Origin of the sequence: Brevundimonas bacteroides DSM 4726, assembly GCF_000701445.1 — a bacterium.
Lineage (GTDB): Bacteria > Pseudomonadota > Alphaproteobacteria > Caulobacterales > Caulobacteraceae > Brevundimonas > Brevundimonas bacteroides.
On sequence record NZ_JNIX01000001.1, the window covers coordinates 82,691 to 102,671 of the forward strand.

17 protein-coding genes are annotated in these 19,981 nt (G+C 68.4%); 5 read left to right on the top strand and 12 right to left on the bottom strand.

Annotated features, from left to right (window positions below):
* The first annotated feature begins 123 nt into the window (after positions 1–123).
* Both Q333_RS0100310 and Q333_RS0100315 read left to right on the top strand, forming a co-directional pair.
* Positions 124–2,343, top strand: coding sequence for a glycoside hydrolase family 3 N-terminal domain-containing protein (locus Q333_RS0100310; RefSeq protein WP_407059705.1), 2,220 nt, complete (start codon positions 124–126; stop codon positions 2,341–2,343).
* Positions 2,344–2,374: 31 nt separating this feature from the next.
* Complete coding sequence (locus tag Q333_RS0100315; protein WP_035293424.1) at positions 2,375–3,181, top strand: metallophosphoesterase family protein; 807 nt, start codon at positions 2,375–2,377, stop codon at positions 3,179–3,181.
* Here the strand turns inward: Q333_RS0100315 and Q333_RS0100320 are convergent.
* Positions 3,124–4,041 (bottom strand): WecB/TagA/CpsF family glycosyltransferase, encoded by a 918-nt coding sequence (locus Q333_RS0100320; RefSeq protein WP_029414750.1) that lies wholly within the window; start codon positions 4,039–4,041, stop codon positions 3,124–3,126. The genes Q333_RS0100315 and Q333_RS0100320 overlap by 58 nt on opposite strands.
* 138 nt (positions 4,042–4,179) lie before the next feature.
* On the opposite strand from Q333_RS0100320, the gene Q333_RS0100325 reads away from it, so the two are divergent.
* From Q333_RS0100325 to Q333_RS0100335, 3 genes are all read left to right on the top strand, one after another.
* Positions 4,180–5,484, top strand: coding sequence for a UDP-glucose dehydrogenase family protein (locus Q333_RS0100325; RefSeq protein ID WP_029414751.1), 1,305 nt, complete (start codon positions 4,180–4,182; stop codon positions 5,482–5,484).
* A complete protein-coding gene (locus Q333_RS0100330; protein WP_029414752.1) occupies positions 5,481–6,458 on the top strand; it encodes an NAD-dependent epimerase/dehydratase family protein in 978 nt (325 codons plus the stop codon). The genes Q333_RS0100325 and Q333_RS0100330 overlap by 4 nt, the downstream gene beginning before the upstream one ends.
* 110 nt (positions 6,459–6,568) lie before the next feature.
* Positions 6,569–7,762 (top strand): TMEM43 family protein, encoded by a 1,194-nt coding sequence (locus Q333_RS0100335; protein WP_029414753.1) that lies wholly within the window; start codon positions 6,569–6,571, stop codon positions 7,760–7,762.
* A gap of 3 nt (positions 7,763–7,765) precedes the next feature.
* Here the strand turns inward: Q333_RS0100335 and Q333_RS0100340 are convergent, their stop codons facing one another.
* From Q333_RS0100340 to Q333_RS0100390, 11 genes are all read right to left on the bottom strand, one after another.
* Positions 7,766–8,164, bottom strand: a complete 399-nt coding sequence (locus tag Q333_RS0100340) for a GtrA family protein (protein WP_029414754.1) — start codon at positions 8,162–8,164, stop codon at positions 7,766–7,768.
* Entirely contained in the window at positions 8,161–9,291 is a 1,131-nt protein-coding gene (locus Q333_RS0100345; protein ID WP_084175559.1) for an FAD-dependent oxidoreductase, read from the bottom strand. Before Q333_RS0100345 ends, Q333_RS0100340 begins: the two co-directional genes overlap by 4 nt.
* Positions 9,288–10,109 carry a glycosyltransferase family 2 protein gene (locus Q333_RS0100350; RefSeq protein ID WP_029414756.1) on the bottom strand — a complete coding sequence of 274 codons (822 nt, stop codon included), beginning with the start codon at positions 10,107–10,109 and terminating at the stop codon, positions 9,288–9,290. Before Q333_RS0100350 ends, Q333_RS0100345 begins: the two co-directional genes overlap by 4 nt.
* Complete coding sequence (locus Q333_RS0100355) at positions 10,106–11,077, bottom strand: hypothetical protein (protein WP_029414757.1); 972 nt, start codon at positions 11,075–11,077, stop codon at positions 10,106–10,108. The genes Q333_RS0100350 and Q333_RS0100355 overlap by 4 nt, the downstream gene beginning before the upstream one ends.
* Entirely contained in the window at positions 11,074–11,922 is an 849-nt protein-coding gene (locus Q333_RS0100360) for a sugar phosphate isomerase/epimerase family protein (protein ID WP_029414758.1), read from the bottom strand. Before Q333_RS0100360 ends, Q333_RS0100355 begins: the two co-directional genes overlap by 4 nt.
* Positions 11,922–12,893, bottom strand: a complete 972-nt coding sequence (locus Q333_RS0100365) for an NAD-dependent epimerase/dehydratase family protein (protein ID WP_029414759.1) — start codon at positions 12,891–12,893, stop codon at positions 11,922–11,924. The genes Q333_RS0100360 and Q333_RS0100365 overlap by 1 nt, the downstream gene beginning before the upstream one ends.
* A 71-nt stretch (positions 12,894–12,964) precedes the next feature.
* Positions 12,965–14,752: a hypothetical protein gene (locus Q333_RS0100370; protein WP_029414760.1), complete on the bottom strand. Its 1,788-nt coding sequence runs from the start codon at positions 14,750–14,752 to the stop codon at positions 12,965–12,967.
* A complete protein-coding gene (locus Q333_RS0100375; protein ID WP_029414761.1) occupies positions 14,749–16,944 on the bottom strand; it encodes a DUF4175 family protein in 2,196 nt (731 codons plus the stop codon). The genes Q333_RS0100370 and Q333_RS0100375 overlap by 4 nt, the downstream gene beginning before the upstream one ends.
* Positions 16,941–18,092: a BatA domain-containing protein gene (locus Q333_RS0100380; protein WP_029414762.1), complete on the bottom strand. Its 1,152-nt coding sequence runs from the start codon at positions 18,090–18,092 to the stop codon at positions 16,941–16,943. The genes Q333_RS0100375 and Q333_RS0100380 overlap by 4 nt, the downstream gene beginning before the upstream one ends.
* Positions 18,089–18,976, bottom strand: coding sequence for a DUF58 domain-containing protein (locus tag Q333_RS0100385; protein ID WP_035293426.1), 888 nt, complete (start codon positions 18,974–18,976; stop codon positions 18,089–18,091). Before Q333_RS0100385 ends, Q333_RS0100380 begins: the two co-directional genes overlap by 4 nt.
* A 5-nt stretch (positions 18,977–18,981) precedes the next feature.
* Positions 18,982–19,980 (bottom strand): AAA family ATPase, encoded by a 999-nt coding sequence (locus tag Q333_RS0100390; RefSeq protein ID WP_029414764.1) that lies wholly within the window; start codon positions 19,978–19,980, stop codon positions 18,982–18,984.
* Between the last annotated feature and the right edge of the window lies 1 nt (position 19,981).

Sequence of the window (19,981 nt, forward strand, 5' to 3'; positions counted from 1 at the left end):
GGCTGACAGGAGCGAGCGTGGGTTGTAAGCGGTTACACTCCCGTTTTGGAGGTCCGCGTATTCGTGTCCCGTCTTCCCTGCCGTCGCAGCGTCCTGATGGGCGCGGCCGCCGTGGGCGCTAGCATGCTGATGAGCGCCAGCCAGACCCGAGCCCGCGTCGCCTCTCATGCCGAGCGCATTGAGGCGCTCATCGCGCGCATGACGATCGTCGAGAAGGCGGGTCAGCTGAACCTCGTCGGCGACCCGTTCCGCTTCCGGCCCCAGAACGTCAATCCGCTGGACGGGCAGGGCGACCCCGCGCGCGTCACCGCCCTCATCCGCGAGGGCAAGGTCGGCAATCTGTTCAACGGCATCGGCGCCGAGGCCGGCCGCCGCATCCAGCGGATCGCGGTTGAGGAGACCCGGCTGGGCATCCCCCTGCTGTTCGCCGCCGACATCATCCACGGGCTGAAGACGGTGTTCCCGGTGCCGCTCGCCGAGGCCGCCGCCTTCGATCCGGACCTGGCCTATCGCACCGCTCGCGCGGCGGCGCTGGAGGGCGCGGCGTCCGGCGTGCACCAGACCTATGCCCCCATGGTCGACGTGGCCCGCGACCAACGCTGGGGCCGGGTCGTTGAGGGCGCGGGCGAGGATGTCTGGCTGAACGAGGTCCTGGCCGCCGCCCGCACGCGCGGCTTCCAGGGCGAGCGGGGTCTGGCCGACCGCGACGCCCTTCTGGCCACGCCCAAGCACTTCGCCGCCTATTCCGCCGCCGAGGGCGGGATGGAGTACAACACCACCGACATGTCCGACGTGACGCTGCGCGGCGTCTATCTGCCGCCGTTCCAGGCCGCCTTCGAGGCCGGGGCGCTTTCGGTCATGAGCGGTTTCAACGATCTGAACGGCGTGCCGGCCTCGGGCAACCGCTATCTGCTGACCCAGATCTTGCGCGAGGAGTGGGGCTTCGAGGGCTTCGTCGTTTCCGACTACACCTCCGAGCAGGAGCTGATCGCCCACGGCTTCGCCGAGGACGGTCGCGACGCTGCCCGCATCGCCCTGATGGCGGGGATCGACATGTCGATGGTGTCCGGCATCTTCCTGGAGCACATCCCCGACCTGGTCGAGAAGGGCGACGTGCCCATGGCCCGCGTGGACGAAGCGGTGCGCCGGGTCCTGACCACCAAGGCGGCGCTGGGCCTGTTCGACGACCCCTATCGCGGCTGCGATCCGGAACGGGAGCGCCTCATCGTCGGCTCTCAGGAGCACCGCGACCTGGCCCGCGAGGCAGGGGTCAAGTCCATCGTGCTGCTGAAGAACGGGGGCGTCCTGCCGCTCAAGCCTTCGGGCCAGAGGATCGCCCTGATCGGGCCGTTCGCCGACGACGTCGACAACGTCTTCGGCCCCTGGACCATCTGGGGCGACGAAAGCCGCCGCATCTCGCTGGAGGCCGGCTTCCGCGCGGCCATGGCCGACGCCTCCCTGCTGACCGTGGCCAGGGGTTCGGACGTCGAGGCGCCGCTGGAAGGCGGCATCGACGCCGCCGTCGCCGCCGCGCGCGATGCCGACATCGTCGTCCTGGCGCTGGGCGAAAGCACGCGCATGTCGGGCGAGGCCCAGTCGCGCACCGAGATCGACGTGCCCGCGCCTCAGCGCGCCCTGGCCGAGGCCGTCGCCGCGCTCGGCAAGCCGGTCGTGGTGCTGCTGCGCAACGGCCGGGCGCTGGAGCTGTCCGGCGCGGTCAAGGATGCGGACGCCATCCTCGTCACCTGGTTCCTGGGCGGCGAGATGGGCCATGCCGTCGCCGACGTGGTGTTCGGCCAGGTTTCGCCGTCCGGCCGCCTGCCGGTCAGCTTCCCGCACCGCTCGGGCCAGCAGCCCTATAGCTACGACCACAAGACCACCGGCCGTCCCGCCGATAACAGCCTGGCCAGCCAGGAATATGTGGCGCGCTATCGCGAGACGACCAACACGGCGCTCTATCCCTTCGGTCACGGCCTGACCTACGGCGACGTCCGCTACGGCGCCGTCACGCCCGGTGAGGCGACGCTCGCGTGGAACGGCGAGGTCGAGCTGTGGGTCGAGGTCACCAACGCGGGCAGCCGCCCGGTCGAGGAGACGGTCCAGCTCTACATCCGTGACCGCGTCGCCAGCCTGACCCAGCCGGGCCGCCGCCTGCGCGATATCCGCAAGGTGTCCCTGGGCGCGGGTGAGACGCAGACCGTTCGCTTCACCCTGCGTCGCTCGCAGCTGGAGTTCATCGGGGCCGAAGGGCGGCCGACGGTCGAGCCCGGCCTGTTCGACGTCTGGCTGTCGGCCTCGGCCCAGGCGGGACAGCCGGCGACTCTCAGGCTTACCCCGGCTTGAACCCGGCGCGCGGGCGGGCGAAGACGGAGCGATGTTCTCCCGCCTGTTCAGCAAAGCCGCCCGGAAGGGGCCCGCGCGGACGCCTGACGACTGCGTCGTCTGGGCGGTCGGCGATATCCACGGTCGCTCGGACCTGTCGGGGCCTCTGATCACGGCGATCCGGGACGATCTCGCAGCCAGCACAGCCGCGCGGCGCGTGCTGGTCCTTCTCGGCGACCATGTGGATCGCGGTCCGGACAGCCGGGGTGTGCTGGATCAGGTGGTCGAGGTCGCCGCCGATCCCTCGCTGGAGGTCCACTGCCTGCGTGGCAATCACGAGGATCGGATGGAGGCCTTCCTCGACGATCCGTCGTTGGGACCCGGCTGGTGCGATTACGGCGGGCGCGAGTGTCTGATGAGCTATGGCGTGGTCCCGCCGGCCATGCGCGGCGACCCGGAGGGATGGGCCGAGGCGTCGCAGGCCCTGCGGGCCGCCCTGCCGGACAGCCATCTGCGTCTGCTGCGCAGCCAGGGCCACAGCGTCGCCGTCGGCGACTACTTCTTCGCCCATGCTGGGGCGCGGCCAGGCGTCGCGCTGGACGCCCAGTCGCCCGACGACCTGATGTGGGTGCGTCAGGAGTTTCTCGACCACCCCGCGCCGTTCGAAAAGGTCGTCGTCCACGGCCACACGCCCGCCGACGAGGTGGTATCCGACGCGCGTCGGATCGGCATCGACACCGGCGCCTATGCGACCGGTGTCCTGTCGGCGGTGAGGCTGGAAGGCGAGACGCGCAGCCTGCTTCAGGCGGCGGGACGCGGCGAGCGGGTGTCGCTCTCGACCCGGTCGCTGTCCGCCTGACGGCCCATCCGCGTCCGGACCGCCGTGACGATGTCCCTGGCGATCAGACCCGACAGGCTCCACGGCTCGATCAGGTAGCGCCGCGCTAGCCGCTTAGGGTCGTGCACAAGGCGGAACAGCCACTCGACGCCCCATCGCCCCATCCAGCGGGGCGCCTCGGCCTGGGCGCCCGCCTCATAGTCGAAGGCCGCGCCGACCGAGAAGATCACGCAGTTCGGCAGGGCCTCGAGATTGTTCAGGATCCACAGCTCTTGCCTCGGCATGCCCATGCCGACGAACAGGATGTCGGGCGCGAAGGCGCGGACCTGCTCGACCACCGCCGCATTCTCGGTCGAACCGGGCGCGGCGTCGAAGTAGCCGTCCCGGACGGCGATGCTGGCTCGCGGGTGCAACTGGCTCAGCCGCAGCCGCGCGGTCTCGACCACGTCCGGCGCGCCGCCGACATACATGACCCGCCAGCCGTTACGGTTGGTCAGGCTCCAGAAATGCTCGCGCCAGTCCAGATAGGTGCAGCGGTGAAACGCCCGCCCGTGCAGGCCTAGCATCTTGGCGAAGTGGATCAGGGGGGTGGAATCCACCTCCACCAGATCGGCGCGGTCGAAGAAGCCCTGAAGCTCCGGATGCTTCCGCAGCAGGGCCAGAGAGTTCAGATTGTGGTTGGCGACGACGGCCTTCCGGCCTTCGGCGATCCAGGTCTCGACGTGGTGCAGAACCTCTTCCGGCCGCACCAGATCGACGGTCTGACCCAGCAGCCGCACGCGCTCGCGCGAACGCCGCGCCTTGCGGAACGGGCGGCGCGGTTCGGTGCGGCGGTCGTCGGCGAGGATCGCGTCGGTCAGGGCATGGGCGGCGTCGGCCATGCCCGACCATGCCCCGCCCGCTCTCAAGGTCCGGTAATCGAACAAGCTTAACGGACGGACGACCGTTTCATTTGATGGGTTGCGAAGCCGCGCCGCTGGGCTATGGCGTGCAGCGGGAACGGTCGCGAAGGGGTCTACATGCGCGTCACCATGATCGGCACGGGCTATGTCGGCCTGGTCTCGGGCGCCTGCTTCGCCGACTTCGGGCACGAGGTCGTCTGCGTCGACAAGGACCCGTCCAAGATCGAGCGGCTGAACCGGGGGGAGATCCCGATCTTCGAGCCGGGTCTGGACGAGCTGGTCGCCAACAACGTCAGGGCGGGCCGCCTGTCCTTCGCCGTCGACGGGGCCGAGGCGATCCGCAACGCTGAGGTGGTCTTCATCGCCGTGGGCACGCCGACGCGGCGCGGCGACGGCCACGCCGACCTGTCCTACGTCTATGCGGCCGCCGAAGAGATCGCCGGCCTGATCGAGGGCTTCACCGTCGTGGTGACCAAGTCGACCGTCCCGGTCGGCACCGGCGATGAGGTCGACGCCATCATTCGTCGGACCAATCCGGACGCCCAGTTCGCGGTGGTCTCCAACCCCGAATTCCTGCGCGAAGGCGCCGCCATCGAGGACTTCAAGCGCCCCGACCGCGTCGTCATCGGCGTGGAGCACGACCGCGCCCGCGAGGTGATGGCAGAGCTGTACCGCCCGCTGAGCCTAAACGAGTTCCCGGTGGTCTACACCTCGCGCCGGACGTCGGAGCTCATCAAGTACGCCGGTAACGCCTTCCTGGCGATGAAGATCACCTTCATCAACGAGATCGCCGACCTGTGCGAAAAGGTCGGCGCCGACGTGCAGCAGGTCGCCAAGGGCATCGGTCTGGACGGCCGCATCGGCTCCAAATTCCTGAACCCCGGCCCTGGCTATGGCGGCTCCTGCTTCCCGAAGGATACCATCGCCCTCGTTCGCACCGCCCAGCAGTACGAGGCCCCCGTCCGCCTGATCGAGACGACGGTGGAGGTCAATGACGCGAGGAAGCTGGCCATGGCCGAGAAGATCCGCCGCGCGGCCGGCGGCGACATCGCGGGCCAGACGGTCGCCATCCTGGGTCTGACGTTCAAGCCGAACACCGACGACATGCGCGATAGCCCCAGCCTGTCGATCATTCCCGAGCTTCAGCGCATGGGCGCGATGGTGCGGGCGTTCGATCCCGAGGGCATGGCCGAGGCCCGCCATCTGCTCAGCGACGTCCACTTCGCCGATGGCCCCTATCAGGCCGTCGAGGGGGCCGACATCCTGGTCATCCTGACCGAGTGGGACCAGTTCCGCGCTCTGGACCTGAAGCGGATGAAGACGCTTATGCGCCGGCCTCTGCTGGTCGACCTGCGCAACATCTATCGCCCGCATCAGGCCCGCAACGACGGCTTCGACTACGTCGGCGTCGGCAAGCCGTGACGGGCGGCCCAGTCCTCGTCACCGGGGCCGCCGGCTTTGTCGGCATGCATGTGGCCGAGCGGCTGCTGCTGCGTGGCGAGACGGTCATCGGCGTCGACGACTTCAATGCCTACTACGATCCGGCGCTGAAGGACCTCCGCGCCAACAGGCTGGAGGCCCACCCGGGCTTTCGCATGGCGCGCGGTGACATCGCCGATCCCGATCTGATCGCGGGGATCGTGCGCTCCGAGGGCGTGCGCCGGGTCGTCCACCTCGCCGCTCAGGCCGGGGTTCGCTACTCGCTGGAGAACCCCTTCGCCTACCAGCGGTCCAACCTCGCGGGCCATCTGGCGGTGCTGGAGGCGTGCCGCCACGCCGAGGTCGAGCACCTGATCTACGCCTCGTCCAGTTCCGTCTACGGCGACCGGCCGCTGACGGGGCAGGGGTTCCGGGAGGACGATCCGACCGTCAGCCCGGTCTCGCTCTACGCCGCGACCAAACGGTCCTGCGAACTGCTGAGCCAGAGCTACGCCTCGCTCTACGGCTTTCCGCAGTCGGGCCTCCGCTTCTTCACCGTCTATGGGCCGATGGGCCGACCCGACATGGCCTACTTCGGCTTCACCGAGGCGATCATGGCCGGTCGGCCGATAGAGGTGTTCGGCGAAGGCCGCATGGCGCGGGACTTCACCTACGTCGACGACATCGTCGACGGCGTCGTCGGGGTGCTGGATCGCCCTCCGGCGCGCGGTGGCCACGAGGTCTACAACATCGGCGACAGCCACCCTGTCGGCCTGATGGACATGATCGCCACCCTGGAGCGTCTGCTCGGTCGTGAGGCCGTCAAGGTCATGCGCCCCATGCAGCCCGGCGACGTTACCGCGACCTACGCCGACATCTCCAGGCTGAACGCCCTGACCGGCTATGCGCCCAAGGTCGAGCTGGCCGAGGGACTGGAGCGGTTCGTCCGGTGGTGGCGCGACTGGCGCGGCGTCTGACCGTCAGGTCCGGTCAGCGTCAACGCGCTGGAGCGACGCGCGACCAGTGATATATGGGCCGTTCGCCCGTCGCAGGGACGACGCGACCGATTCGCTCTGGGGGGAGCTGCATGCCTGATCAAACCACAGTCACCACCAATACGTCCTGGTTCAGCCGGGTCGGCTCGGCCTTCACCGGCGTCATCGTCGGCATCGTCCTGATCTTCGCCTGCGTCTGGGGCCTGGCGTGGAACGAGGGCAACGCCATCAAGGTCGAGAAGGGCCTGAACGAGGGCGCGGGTCTGGTGGTCGAGGCCGAGGCCTCGCCGATCGACCCTGCCAAGGACCAGCAGCTGGTTCACGTCGTCGGCGACGTCGCCGTGACCGCGCCTCTGACCGACGACCAGTTCGGCGTCACCGCCACGGGCGTGCGCCTGGATCGTCAGGTCGAGATGTATCAGTGGCAGGAGGAGTCCTCCTCCGAGACCCGCACCAAGCTGGGTGGCGGTCAGGAGACAGTGACGACCTATACCTACACCAAGGTCTGGTCCTCGACGCCGATCGACTCCAGCGGCTTCCAGACCCAGGCCGGCCACGAGAACCCCGCCATGACCCTGGAAGGTTCGACCGTCTATGCGACCGACGCGACCCTGGGCGATTTCCGCCTGGAGGAAAACGTCCTCAGCCAGATGGACGGGGCGCAGACCCTGCCGCTGGGTCCCGAACAGGCCGAGGCCATCCAGGCCGCCGCCGGCCAGGGCCGCACCCTGACCGTCGCGAACAACCAGATCTACATCGGCGCCAATCCGCAGACGCCGGTCGTTGGCGACACGCGCGTGTCCTATCAGGTCACTCCGGCGGCCGAGACCAGCATCGTCGCTCGCCAGAATGGCGACGGCTTCCTGCCCTACCGGACTCGCAACGGCACCGAAATCCTGATGGTAGCCGCAGGGAACACGCCGGCCGCCGACATGTTCCAGTCGGCCCAGGATGCCAACACCTTCATCGCCTGGGCCATCCGTGTGGGCGGAGTGATCCTGCTGATGGTCGGCTTCGGCCTGATCCTGGCGCCGTTGGGTGTTTTGGCCGATGTCCTGCCGCTGGCAGGGACGATCGTGCGGATGGGGACCGGTCTGATCGGCTTCGTGCTGGGCCTGCTGGTGGGCACGGTGACCATCGCCATCGCCTGGTTCGCCTTCCGCCCGGTCCTGACGGCGATCATCCTGGTGGTAGGCGGGGCGATCGCCTTCGCCGTCTGGCGATTTGGTCGGGGCAGGGCGAAGAAGAAGCTGGCGGCCGAAACGGCGACCACTCCGGCGTCCTGAGGCCTAGCGCGCTTCGGTCTCGCGGTTGAAGATCCGCGAGACCAGCGCCCAGTTGACCAGCAGAGACAGGGCGGCCGCCGCGACGAGGATCGCGGCGGCCGTCAGCGCATCTGAGGGACTGATCCACCGGGTCAGACCGGTGATCGCGGCGAGGCGAATACCGAGGGCAATCAGCGCCGACGCGGCCGTGGCCATGAGACGGAGCACGGATAGGCGGCTGTTGTTGGCTCGGAAGACCCACGTCTCGAAGAGGAGGTAGTTGGCGATCAGCGCGGCGACGAATCCGCCCGCGGCCGCGAGCTTCAGGTCCAGCCCGACCCAACGGTTCAGAACCAGCGCCAGCCCAAGATCGATGCCGAAGCCGACAACGACCACCGCCATGTAGCGCGCGTTCCGCTTCATGCGAACACCGCCTCCGGCCGGACATCTCGCCACCGGGTGTCGATCGCGGGCAGCGCTTCCAAGAGGTCAAACACGTTGTCGAGCTTGGCCCCCAGAATGCTGACCATACGAGGGCAATCGGCGTGGCGATGGATCAGGATCGGGCGGGCGTCGTCGATCTCGTTCTGCGTCCGCACCGTCTTGACCTCCCACAGGGACCGCTCATGCCGCGCCTCGATCATGCAGGGCAGGTAGCGGGCCGCATCGACGATCATCTCGCGCGCCCGTGACCGACGCGGCATCGCCTCGGCGATCGACCGCGTGGGGCCGAGGCGATCGTCGGTCCATGCGGCGTGGGGTGTGTAACGGACATGCGTCGGCGAATGCAGGCCTTCGGCTGGATAGGGCATCGTCGAGAAGAAGGGTCCATCCATCACGGTGACAGCGTGACCTGCCAAGTCCGGTGGCGGCGTGACCAGCGCCACCTCGGCCCATTCGTGCTTGATCCTCAACCCCTGAAGGCCGGACGTCAGCGCCAAATCGTTCAGTCCAGCGTAGGTGACATTGAACACAGCATCCGCATTGAAGTCTTCGTCGACCGTTTCGATGCGGATGCCGTTTTCCCGGTTGGTGACCTGGCGAGCCTCCAGTCCGGTTCGCACGAAGACGCCAGCGGCATCCAGTCGCTGGGCAAGCGACTCGCGCAAGGCTCGCCAGTCGAAGGCGAACTCCTGACAGGCATAGACCGCCTCAATGTGATCGCTGTCGAACAGGGCGGCATCGGTGCGGCTGGCCTCGGTGAAGGGGGCGTCTAGCGCGCGGAACAAGGCGGAAAAGCGCGAGGCGGTGACCTTTGAGCGATGCCGGGCCACGGCATAGAGCATGCGGAAATCGCTCACGATCGCTTGTGGAAACGCCGCGACGAACCGGGCTTGTAGAGCCCGCGACCGGCGCGCAGTGACCATGCTGCGGGGATAGTGGAAACCGGTATGCACCCGCGCCTGATTGACCCGCGAGGCTCGGGTCAGAACTGTGGTCTCGCGTTCCAGAAGCAGAACCCGATCGCAAGCCGTTCGCAGCGTCAAAGCCAGGCAGCAGCCGAAGAAGCCGCCGCCGATGACCACAGCATCCCAAGCCGGGCGGCTCATCTTGGGTCGGACTTTGGATGGTAGGCGCGGGTAACGGTGCGCCACAGAATGACCAGCAGATCGATCAGAGGGCTAAAGCCCCGGATTTTGGTCGGGATGGCCTCACCTCTTGGGTAAACGCGGGAAGTAGCAATCTCCCGCACCCGGTAGCCGAGCTGAGACGCCCGTACCGTCAGATAGGCCAGGAGTTCATAGCGCACGAACACGTCCCGGAACGGCTGGACGCGCCGGTCCAGCAGGTAGTCGCGCGAATAGGCCCGGTAACCCTGCGTCGTATCGGTCAGCCAATGTCCGGCCGCCAGGCTGAGCAACGGCGCATGGATCAGCCGGATTGCCAGCGCGCGCAGCCACGGCGTATTTTCGTGATGCCCGCCGCGAATGAACCGCGAGGCCTGGACGTAGCCGTAGCCATCGTCGAGCGCGGTAAGAAACTGAGGCAAGGTCTCCACTCCGTCCTTGCCATTGCCGTCGATGGTGACCATGCCGTCATAGCCTTCCTGGAGAGCCCAGGCGTAGGCGCAGCGGAGTTGGGCTGACAGAGCGCCGGGGCCTCGTTTGGTCAGACGGGCGCGCACGCCCAGCGCCAAAAGCCCTTGTGGATCGGTTGAGCCGTCGGTCGATCCGCCGTCGGCGATGATGATGTCCGCCGTGTGGTGCAGGCTCAGTGCCATCATGCGGGTCAGTTGCCGGTGAAGGCGGTCGCCCTCATTCAGCACCGGTATGACCACAACGTAGGGTGTGCGGCGTTCGTGCAGAACATCGACGTCGAAATCGGGAATGCTCCAGCCGCTTCGAGAGAAGTCGCCGGTTGCTATCATGGCCGCGTCCCATCGTCGGACGAGTCGTCGATGGCGACATTCAATGGATCAGCGTCCCGGAAGAAGCTGATCGCACCCATTTCCTCGATGATTTCGTCCCGATGACGACTGTCAAGCCGTTCCAGAATGTGAGCCTGCGCCAGACATCCGATCGTCGCCCACATAGAAAGAAAGGCCATCAATCCGCTGAGCACCATTGAGATCGTGAACCATCCGGGCTGAAGGTCGTCTAGAAGCAACAGGGCGCCAATCGCGTAGACGGCGTAGCCGACCGCGGCCGTCAGCGTGAAAAGGGCCAACACGGCAAACCCCTTTAGGAACCGGGGTCCGGATGCGGAAACCAATTCGGCCAGCAGGTCGATGCGGCGCCCACGCAGCAGCCGGTCGGTCAGGCGGCCATCTTCGACGACCTTGCGCACATAGCGTTCTGGCGTGCGCTTGGGTTCGAAACGCAGGTCAAGCCCGGCCGTGGGACGTGCCAGAAGTCGCGTCAGACTGGTTCGAGGCAGAGCCAGGGTGCGCAAGTCGCGGGTGTCAACGCGATAGCCCGTCAGCAATCGCAACGGCCCGTGCAGCGCAAGCAGTGCCGCTCGAGCCCGAGCGCGCGAGCCCATGACAATCCGGCCGGTCGTCAACGCCTCCTGGGCGAAAGCCGTCAAGTCCAGAGCCCCCGCCTCGTCGTGATCAGTGAGTACGACCACGTCGCCCAAGGCCTCGGAAGCTGCAATTCGGCGACGACGGTAAGGGTTGGTTCCATCCGTTACGACCAGCGTGCGCAGGTTCGGCAGGGCTGCCAGTCTCCGACCAGCTGCGACGAGTTCAGGACGACGCGACTCGCCGACGACCAGGATCACCTCGTAGTGCAGGTTTTCAGAAGCGATGCGCCGGACGAGCTCAGTCAACCCCTCCGGCAAACTTTCCTCCTGATCTCCGATTATGCAGAAGGAGGCGAGGTGTTCGACGCTCATTCTAGGGCACCTTCGCTTCGCGTGAGGGCTGCCTGTGCTCGCCCCACGGACACGCTCAGACGATCGAGGTTGTCGCCGTCCGTCGCACGCATCTCGATGGAGGCCCAGCCGTCATGGTCCACACCGAGAAGCGCCGCCAGAATCCTAGCTAGTTCCACCGTATCGGCCGGCGCTGCCACGAGATTGGGCTCGCTGATGTGCACGTGACCGATCAGGCCGACGGTCTGGGTAAGGTCGCTCAAGACTGCCGCCATTTCGCCATTCATCGTTGAGGCCCCAATGTCCAGATTGACCCGGACCGCAGGATGATCGAGCGCTTGGGCGAAGGCGGCAGTTTCGGCGAAGGTATTCAGGAAATTCGTTCCATAGGCGACTGGATTGGGCTCCAGCGACAGAGTGGCCCCGACAGACCGGCAGCGGTCGCCCAGCCGGCCAATCACGTCCTGAGCCATGGACTCGGCACCCTCCAAGCAGAGGTTCGCCGGAATGCGCCGCGCCGTCGGAGATCCCAAAACTAGGTTCGGACAGGCCAGTTCACCCGCCAAGTCGATGGCTGCCTCAATCCCCGCTTCGAAAGCGCGACGCCCAGCCTCGTCGCCGAACAGGGCCGCTTCGGCCTGGCCGAACAAAAGGGACTGCATTGACACGAGGGTCATGCCGCGACGCTGAACGTCGGCTCGCCAAGCTGTGATCGCCGCCGGAGATGGCCGGAAGGGGTCGGCTTCCCCTGCGAATGCCAGGCTTGGGGCAATCTCCAGCCCCGGCACTCCAAGCGCCTCGAGCCGATCAAGCGCGGCATCGGCCTCGTCGACGCGCCAAGCGATGTTGGAAACCGCCAGCTTCATCACCAAGCCCCCGTGTCCCAGTCGCGCCTAATGGCCGTCAGTACCTGCTCGCGCGACCGCAGGTAGGGTCCGGTGCCCCCAAAGGATGACGCGTGACGTGTGCGCATGTCCTCGATCCGCAGGGGCGCCGTGGAAATCTCAAGCGGGTGGTCGATCAATTCTCGGCTCAGATTACCTGCATGCCAAGGCTCTACGGCGAGGTGTAGGACATCCAAATGCAGGTCGAGTGCGATCGAAATATCTTGGGCTAGACCTCCGAGGTCATAGAACTGGAAACGGCTGTCGGGGTGGGTGAAGCCCGTCGCGGCAAACCCGGCGGCGACCACCGCCTCGGTCAGCGCCGCTCCGTCGGGATGACCCGCGAGGGCAGGGCGATTGAGCGTGATCAGTCCCGTGGCGGCATCGGCAGCGTAGACGGCGCTCAGCGTCCTGGCCATTTCGATCGAAAGCCTCTCACTCAGGCTAACGAAGCCGTCGGGCTTCAGGAATGCCGGCACAGGATGCCGCAAGTCGAATAGAAAGTTCTTCTTCAAGCCCGGTCCGAACAGGGCCGGCATGCGCAGGATCAGGGTTGGAAATTGATCCACCAGGGCGGTTTCCAGCCAACGCCGGTGGCAGCCATAGGGATGATCGGTCTCGAAGTCGGTCGTGCTCTCATCAGCCCCGGCGGCTGGATCCGCGAGCACGGCGATGGTCGAGATCAATACGAGCTGGTTGATCCGGGCCTGGGACACGGCGTCGACCAAGCGCCCCAGATTGTCGAGATCGCCTTCAGGATCGGCGTTGGCGCGCCACATTGCAGCGGGAGCGCCGGCGCAGATAACGGTGTCGAAGGATTCGCCGACGATGCTGTCGATGTTGGCCGAAGCATAACTCGCGTCGAAGGTCACCTCGCGCGACAGGACCCCTCCAACGAATCCGGTTGCTCCGATCAGCGCCGTGCGCCCCCAAGCGGATCGCGCGTCGGTCATGCCAATCTCCTGCCCTGCCGTGGCCCAGCCTAAAGGCTGACCCCAACTTATGACAGTTGGAGATCACTGCTCTACGACAGCACCTTTGGGCGTCGGCGCTCCAACCACCAAAGCACCGTTGCGATAGCGACAAACGCGAGAAACCAGGGCCATGGCGATCCCCCAGTCCGATTTCCAACCACCCCCGCTCGGTGTGGCAGCGCCGAGCGGGCCAAGTCTAACGTCGCCTGCCTAAGCTCGGAAGAAACCACCGAGGGCGTGGCGTCCGCAGGATGAACATAAACGATGCCTCGCTCGCCCTCAGCATCGCTGACGGCGTACCAGCCTGTCAGGCGCGGCCAGAACGCAGCGCAGGCAATGGACCCGGAACGTGGATCCAGAACAAGCCGTGCGCGTGTTCCATCTGGACCGATGACCGTCTGCCCCTCGGACGCGGCGCACAGGCTTGCCCGTTGACCGGCCCTGGCGATCCCCTCCAGTGCGGGGCTCGCCCCCCCATCTGGTCGAGCCAGAACGGAGAACATGCGGCTCCACAGAGCACCGTAACGATCCGGCTGGCCAGTCAGAACCAGGGCGTAGCTGTCGGCCACCACCCAGACTCCGACACGACCGTCACCATATGGCCGCCAGGTGGCGAGCGGGTTTCTGTCCGCGTCGCTGAGCATGACTGCGGCCCCGGATCCGACCGGAACGAAGTCGCGCAAGGTCAGATCGGGCGCGCTTTCGAGTGGTTCGTTTTCGGTGGTTTGCTCGCCATCGGAACCATGCTGCTGCTCGAGCGTCAGGGCGCGTAGGGTCTCGCCGCCCGTCAGCGGGGCGCCAAGCGCCGCCCAGTCGCGACGTGTGCTCTCCGAGAGCGGTCCGGTGGGTCGCAGCAGTAGGCCCATTCCGCCTGCGACACCTGCCCGTATTTCTGCGCGCTCGCCACTGCCAAGATTCTCCCAGCGGCGTTCGTCGATGATCAGCAAGTCGGTTTCCGCCAGGGCCGCGGCGGTCAGAGGCGCGGGTCGGGCCGTCAGTTCGACACCGGCCCCCAAGCCCAGTTGCAGGGATATGTCGATCCCTGCCTGATCCGCCCACCGCCTGAGGAATCGTGGCTCTGGCCCCGGGGCACCGGCCAGGACCACGACGCGGGGTGGTCGCTCTGCGCGTATCTCCAGCGGTACGTCGACACGTTCGACCAAACGCCCCTGGGCGTCTTTCAGTTGCAGGTCGAACAATGCCAACCCGGCCGTGCGCGCCGCGCCTGTGACTACGAACTCCGCGCCCGAATGGATGGCGACGCGATCCACAACCGCGCCGGAAGGGTCGGCGAGTTCCACTGAGCCAGCCTGAAGGCCTCCGACCGAACCACTGATGATGAAGGCACCCCCGGGCGAGACGGGATCGGGCATGACGAGCCGTGTCAGACCGAGTGGTCGGTCCGACGGATCAAAAGTCACGGGTCGATCGACCGTCGACCGGTCTCTGGCTGTCAGCCCTGCGCCAAGCACGACCAGGCTGCGGACTTCTGGATGACGGCGTAGCGCGGTGGCCAAGTCGGGGACTCGTTCGCCCACGTCCGGCGACGCTTCAGGCAGCGCGACCACAACGTCGCCAGCGCGCCGGTCCACCCTCGTCGTGGCTCCCCCGGTCCGCACCACCAGACGGCTGCTGCCAACGCCGACATCGGGGGGATCAAGCGTCAGATAGAGCAGCGCGGCTGCCATCAGATTCAAACCGATCAAAGTCGGAAGGCGCCATGACAGGCCAGTCTGGTCGGCGGGGCCGTTACGCCGCCACAGAAGGATCCGAAGGATCGCCAGTGCCGCGCCGAGGCCGATCAGCATCGTGATCGATAGATTGGATGGCCCGCTCATCTCAGGACGTCCAGGTAGCGGCGACCTCGTGCGGGCGGCGTGGGGCGGCGATCGACGGCAGTGGCGGGAGGTTGAATGGCGGTCCAAAGGAGGGCGCGCAGGCGGCGGCGGCAGTCCGCGCAGCCAGGCTCGGCCCGGACTGTGTCTATCGCTGCGCGGAGCGCCAGCGGGTCGGCGATACGGCCGGGGTTCTGCCGTACCCAGGAATCGAGGGCTTCGAGGTTCAGTTCTGGGCGCCGGCCAGGTCGTTCTTCCAGCGCGCGCCAGGCGGCGACGGCGGAGGTCTCGGGGCCGCGCTCGGGGACTGGGGCAAGGGCGCCGGCGACGATGTCGTCCCTCTCGCCGGTCAGGCGGCGCGCCATGTCGATCGGCGGCAGATCAGAGCCGACGCGCCGCAGGAAGATGCGGGTCGCTTCCTGAGCTTCCTTCAGCAGGTCGAGCGCGCGGTAGGCATGGGGCAGGGCGGCGGCGGGCTCGCCCTGACGCAGCGCCCGCTCCGAGGCCCACATGGCGTCCAGCGCCTGGGACAGGGTCGAGCGCGTTCCGGGATCGAACAGGGTCGCCGCGTCGCCGGTGTCATGGGCGTGGCCGAACTCGTTGAGCACATCTACCGCCGAGCCGAAGAAGCCGCCACCCTCTGGGGCCGGGCCGTGGTCGTGGCCGTCATCGTAGCTGTGGCCGTCCTCAAGGGCAGGCCGTGCGGGCGTCCGCGCCGGGGTCTGCGCTGTCGTCGAGGCGGGGGCGTCGTTGGTGGGCAGCGGCGGCGGGGCGGGTCGGGCGGGTGCGTCGTTGGTGGGCAGGGCGATGGCGCCGGGCTCGTTCTCCCCGCCCATGAACTGGCCGTAGCGGTTCCTCAGCGTCGCCTGGTCGGCACCGAGGGCGTTGGAGCGGCTGACGAAGGTCGGGCGGTCCAGACGGCGCTGCTCCGCGATCAGGGCCTCGGAGTCGATGATGATCTGGCGCTGGCTGCGGAAGTAGGCGGGCAGGACCGACTGGGCCATGCCGTCCAGTCCGTCCGCCAGCCCGAGCGCCGACGGCCAGCGCAGGATGACGCTGGGTCCCTCGACCCTCTGGGTGCCGCCCGGCCGGTTGTCGGTCACGATCAGCTGGACGATCATGTCCGAGGCGGGCTCCATGCCCTCGCGCGCCAGGTCGAAGGTGACGGCGTAGCGGCGCTGGCGCGCCTCTCCGGTTCCGGCGATGCCGCGCGTGGTCTCGGTGACGGTGACGTTTTCGCCCTCGCCCTTGGCCAGGGTGATGCGCAGGGTGGCGGCCGACAGGACGCCGTAGTCGTCGGACGCCTCGAAGACGACGGTCCAGCGGGTCTGGCCGGGCGTGATCTGGACCAGCTGGCTGTCCGGCTCGATCAGGCGGATGGCGGGCGGGGCGTCGGCGACCACGTCGATGCGGCCGAGCCTCTGGCGCGCCAGATCAGGGGCCTCGACGCGATAGAGGAAGGGCTGGGTCGCGACCCGGCTGGCGAACCAGGCCTCGCCGGCGCGGACCAGCGGCAAGGGCGCGGCCTCGGGGAAGGAGAGGGCCGCCGAGGCCGGCGCGGGCGACAGGCCGACGGTCCATTCCAGACGCGAGCCCTCGGGTACGCTGGCGTCCAGCGTCGCCTGCTCGCGGGCAGGCAGGCCGGTGTAGGCGGGCGGAACGATACGCAGGCGGAATGACGAGAGGACCGGCGGACCGGCAGCCGCCGTCGGCACCGACGCGGCGGGAGCGCTGCTTTCGCTGCGCGTGGCAGGCCAGAACAGAATCGCGACCGCCACGATGAGGGCGGCTCCCCAGGCCATGGCGATGGGTCGTAGGGACCAGTCTGGACGCAGGTCCAGACGGGCCGCTTCTTCGGCGCGGGTCTCAAGGCGGCGTCGCTGGAGAGCACGGAAGCCGTCGAGCGCGCGGACATCCGCGAACAGCAGGGCGGCGCTGTCCTCGAACGCCGAAAGCCGCGCGTCGAGCGAGCGGATCAGCCAGCCTTGGTCCAACCGTCGCGCGCGCCAGATGCCGAGGCCGGTGACGAGGCCCAGGGTCAGCAGGACCAGTAGGGCCGCGACGCTCCACCCCGCCAGTCGCCACCCGAGAGCCCCTGCGACGATCGCCACCGGCAGGCCGACGGCGAGGGTGTCGAACAGGGCGCGCCACTGGGCCCGGCGCTGGGGCTGGAGCAGCAGGGGGATCGCCGTCATGGCGCGGGGCCTCGGGCGCGGCGGGTGGCCAGCCAGCGTTCGCCTGCGAAGACGAGGGCGATCAGCAGCGCCAGCCAGGGGCGCAGGTCGAGCGGCGGCTGGTCGTAGGGCGCGGCGCCCGTCAGGGGCGCGTGGTCGGCGGCGGCGACTCGGGTCGGCTCGGGCGGCGGGGCGAGCAGGCTCAACAGGCGGTCCGGGAAGTCGGGCTCGAGCAGGGCGGGCAGATCCTGAGGCTTCGGGGCGCGGGACAGGACGACCGCGCGACCGCGTCCGATGCGCCCTTCCGAGGCGATCACAGCGCCCTCGGCATCGACCCAGACCGGACGGAGGTCGTCGTCGACGGGCAGGCGCAGGTCGCCCGTGGTCAGGATCGCCGCGCCCTGTCGAACCCGGTCGATGACGGCCTGGGGAGGGGTCGAAGCCGACAGCCAGACGATGGCCCCAGCCTCCCGGGGCAGGGGACGGTCGGCGGCGGCGGCCTCGAAAGCCAAGTCTTCGCCCTCGTCGGCCCAGGCGGTGGCGGCGGCCCGGAGGTAGCGGACGGCTGCCTCGCCCTCGGCGTCGAAACGGACGGTCAGTCGGGGCGGGGCGGGCGCTTCGAGAGTGGCCGGGGCGCGGGTCTGGGGGGCCGGGGTCCAGTCCACCTCGCGGGTCAGGATCGGGCGCTGGGCGTCGGCGTCGTCGATGACGGCGGGCGCGACGATGCGGAGCGGCGCGCCCTCGGGCAGTTCGGCGTCCAGCTGGCGGATCAGGCTGACGAGTTCGGTCGTGGGCGCGGGGGCCGGCCCGGCCCCGATCTCGGGAAATCCGGGAGCCAGCCAGACGCGGCGGGCGTCGTCGTCGACCTCGACGGAGGCGGGATCGATGCCGGGGGCGATCGCCACGACCGGCCGGGTATCCGCCGCGCCCCATAGCACCGGCTGAGCGAGCCAGAGCGCCAGCAACGTCAGCACCAGCAGCCGGGCGGCCAGCAGCCACAGCTCGTCCAGCCGCAGTCGTCGGCGCGGCTTGGGCCGTTCTTCCAGCCAGGCGAGGGCGGCGAAGGCGACCGTGCGGCTCTCGGTGCGCCGGGCGATGTGGATGACCAGTGGAATAGCCAAGGCCACCAGCGCCAGCAGGCCGAGCGGGAACAACAGGGCCGGGCTCATCGCGCGGCCTCGGGACGGAACAGGGCGCGGATCGGCTCGTCGGCGGGGCGGTCGGCGAAGTGCTCGGCGTGGCGCACGCCGTGGGCGTCGAGCCGGTCGGACAGGGCCTCGCGGGCCGCCGCGAACCGCTTGAGGAAGTCGGCCCTCAGCGCTGGACCGTCGCCGACCAGCTGTGCGCCCGTTTCCGGATCGACGAAGCGGTAGCCCTGGTCGAAGGGGAAGTCGCGCTCGTCGGCGGTCAGGACCCGGATCACGGCCACGTCGCGGCCGGACATGGCCAGTCGCTCGGCGGTTTCAATGCAGGCGGCGTCGAAGCCATCTGACAGGATCAGAACCACGTCGGTGCTTCCGAACCGCTCGCCATAGACGCCGACGTCGCGGTCCCAGCGGGCGATCCCGGCAGGCTGGATGGGAGCCATGGTCAGCAGAACGCGGTCCCGTTGGCGCGCGCCACCGCCGGGCGGAACGACCATCGGCCCCGTCGCCGTCTCGACCACCAGGCCGAAGCGGTCGCCTTGGTTGACGGCGATTTCGACCAGCGCCGCCGCCAGCCGTCTGGCCGCGTCGAAGCGCGACCAGGTCGGCGTCTTCAGGTCGGCCTGGGCCATGGAGGCGCTGGCGTCCAGCACGATCCAGACGGTGACCGGGCTCTCGCGCTCGGCGTCGCGCACGAAGAAGCGGTCGGAGCGGGCGTAGAGCTTCCAGTCGATCTGGCGCAGGTCGTCGCCGCGTTCATAGGCGCGATACTGGGCAAACTCCTGGGCACCGCCCCTGTTCCGGCTGGCGTGCTGGCCGGCCGAGGCAATCACGGCCGCGCGGCGCGGCGTGATGGACAGGCGACGAAGCCGCGTCCTCAGGTCCGGGGGAAGGTCGAGCGGGGACACCGCTCTCAGTCGCTCCCGGGCGCGGGCAGGGCGGCCAGCAGAGCCGCGACCACGTCGTCGGGTGACTTGCGCTCGGCCTCGGCGGCGAAGGACAGCAGGATGCGGTGGCGCAGCACGGGGGCGGCCAGCGCCCGCACGTCGTCGCGCGTCGCCGCCAGCCGTCCATGCACCAGCGCCCGCGCCTTGGCCGCCAGCATCAGGGCCTGACCGGCGCGAGGGCCTGCGCCCCAGCGAACGTAGTCGACGATGGCCTTGGGCGCTTCCGCCGACGGCCGGGTGGCGCGCACCAGCGCCGTGATCCAGCCCAGCAGCCCATCCGACACATGCACCTGTCGCACCCAGCCTTGCAGCGTCACCACGTCGGCGCCGGTCATGACCTGGGGAACGGCGCCCGCGCCGGCGCCGGTGGTCTGGACCAGGATGGCGCGCTCTTCCTCGGCCGTCGGATAGCCGACGCGGATGTTCAGCAGGAAGCGGTCCAGCTGGGCCTCGGGCAGGGGATAGGTCCCGGCCTGCTCCAGCGGGTTCTGGGTGGCCAGGACGAAGAAGGGTTCCTCCAGCCGATAGGTCGTGCCGGCGTAGCTGACGGTGTGCTCCTGCATGGCTTCCAGCAGGGCCGCCTGGGTCTTGGGCGGGGTGCGGTTTAGTTCGTCGGCGAGCAGCAGGTTGGTGAAGACCGGGCCGAGCTGGAAGCGAAAAGATCGCCGGCCGGTGCCGTGATCCTCCTCCATGACTTCGGTGCCGAGGATGTCCGACGGCATCAGGTCCGGCGTGAACTGGACGCGGCGAAACTCCAGCGACAGGGCCTGGCCCAGCGTACGGACCAGCAGCGTCTTGCCCAGTCCCGGCACGCCTTCGATCAGGCAGTGGCCACCGGCCAGCAGGCCGACCAGCAGTTGTTCCACGACCTCGTTCTGACCCACGACGGCCTGGCCGATGGCGGCCTTCAGCTCGGTCAGCTGTGCCAGCTTGGCCTTGATCTCGGCTTCGGTCGGAGTGGTCATG